Genomic DNA, 1607 nt, shown 5'->3' on the forward strand with positions numbered 1-1607 from the left:
TCCAAAATTCACAGAAGAAATTAATTTATATAGAGACAAGTTTCTTTTCAACTTGCGTGAAACTTGTTTTACGTTGTTGCAGCAATTTTATAATGAGAAGAATATAGGATTTACCCATGCCTTTAATGTCTTCTTCATGGTCAATGATACAAATATCATTACAAGTTACGGCAAAGATGAAAATGATGTCAAAGTTGAAAAGTTTGCACCTGCATCCCCATCTTTGAAGGATATTGAACTTTATAAAACAGGAAAGAGTACAGTTGGGATTAAATTTGGAGAAGTGGGACTCACCCTAAGATTTAAATTTGAAAGTGACCCTTGGAAATCGATTAAACTTGCTACAGGTTACCATGAATTCCCTAAAGAAAAAGAGAGAATGAATGTCAACTTAAAAACAATGAGGAGAATGGAAAAACTATTGAATAAACATGAGTACGCTAAAACATCGAATAACAGTAACGCAATAGGCAAATGCCATGAAGCATGGACATATTATTATTTCTTAAAGGCGTTTCCCGACGTTATACAGGTAGATCCAAAGCAATGTGTTGAATTAATTAACACATATTTTTCTAGTATAAATCAAAATACACTAAAAAAACTATATAGCTCAACTTCTACAATAGTAGATGCTATTACAGAGAAACTAAGACAAAAATATCATGACTATATTATAGAAAGTATCGAATTAATCCCGGATGCATATATAAAAGATAGACTTGATACAGGAGATCTTCAGTTAGTCTTAAAAGTAAATAACAATATTATTGTTGAGAATATTTCTCTAAAAGCTTTAGCAAAAAGGAATAGCAAAATTACTACAAAAAATCCGGGTATGGGAAGCATTCTTGGACCAACATATTTTAATATGGGAAGCATGGAATCTGTTATTAATGAAGTGAAAAACAAGTTTACCATAGGGGAATTTAATCATAGAAAAAGTTTAGAAATACTCTCTTATGAGTTCGGAATGAAACTTGACAGTGCAACTCAGGAACAATTAAGAAGAGGAATTCACAATTTATTAGGAAAAGCAATGATAGCTATTACTATTTATGGTGAGGGAATTAGCTTTTGCAAAGAGCCTTCTGAAATTGACGGTGAAGTAAAAGTGCATGTTAATGTGCCTTCTGCTATACAAAATACCTTAACATGGAATAATGAGTTAGAGTCAATTAGTTTACGTGCAAAATTTAGTAAAAGTCAAAAGCACGGCTGGTCTTCTATTAAATTAACATCAGAATGCCAGTTGGAAAGCAGGTAATAAACAATGTCCAATGATTATATGCCAATAACCTCTTTTGTTTTTTCTATCTTTTATGAGGGAATATTATAAATGATTCCAAAAGAAAGGTTGGGGCAAATGGACAAGATGTCAAAAGAGTCTAGAAGCAATGTTATGAAATCCATTAAATCAGTTTCCCAATTAGAAAATCTGGTTGCAAGTGCATTGTGGAATCGGGGCTATCGGTTCCGAAGAAACACCAAAAGCCTTTTTGGGAAACCAGATTTGTCTATAAAAAAGTATAAGGTGGTCATTTTTATCGATTCTTGTTTCTGGCATTTCTGCCCTGTTCACGGCAGGATCCCTAAAAGCAATACAG

Annotated in this window: 1 protein-coding gene and 1 pseudogene; both read left to right on the plus strand. The window is 32.8% G+C overall.

Annotated features, from left to right (window positions below; genetic code table 11):
• A partial coding sequence (locus tag RAC86_RS38500; protein ID WP_377886933.1) for a hypothetical protein occupies positions 1 to 1267 on the plus strand: 1267 nt, incomplete at its 5' end.
• Between the two features lie 72 nt (positions 1268 to 1339).
• Positions 1340 to 1607, plus strand: a pseudogene (locus RAC86_RS38505) (very short patch repair endonuclease); the annotation flags it as partial.

This window comes from Bacillus sp. LR_5 (assembly GCF_042709275.1).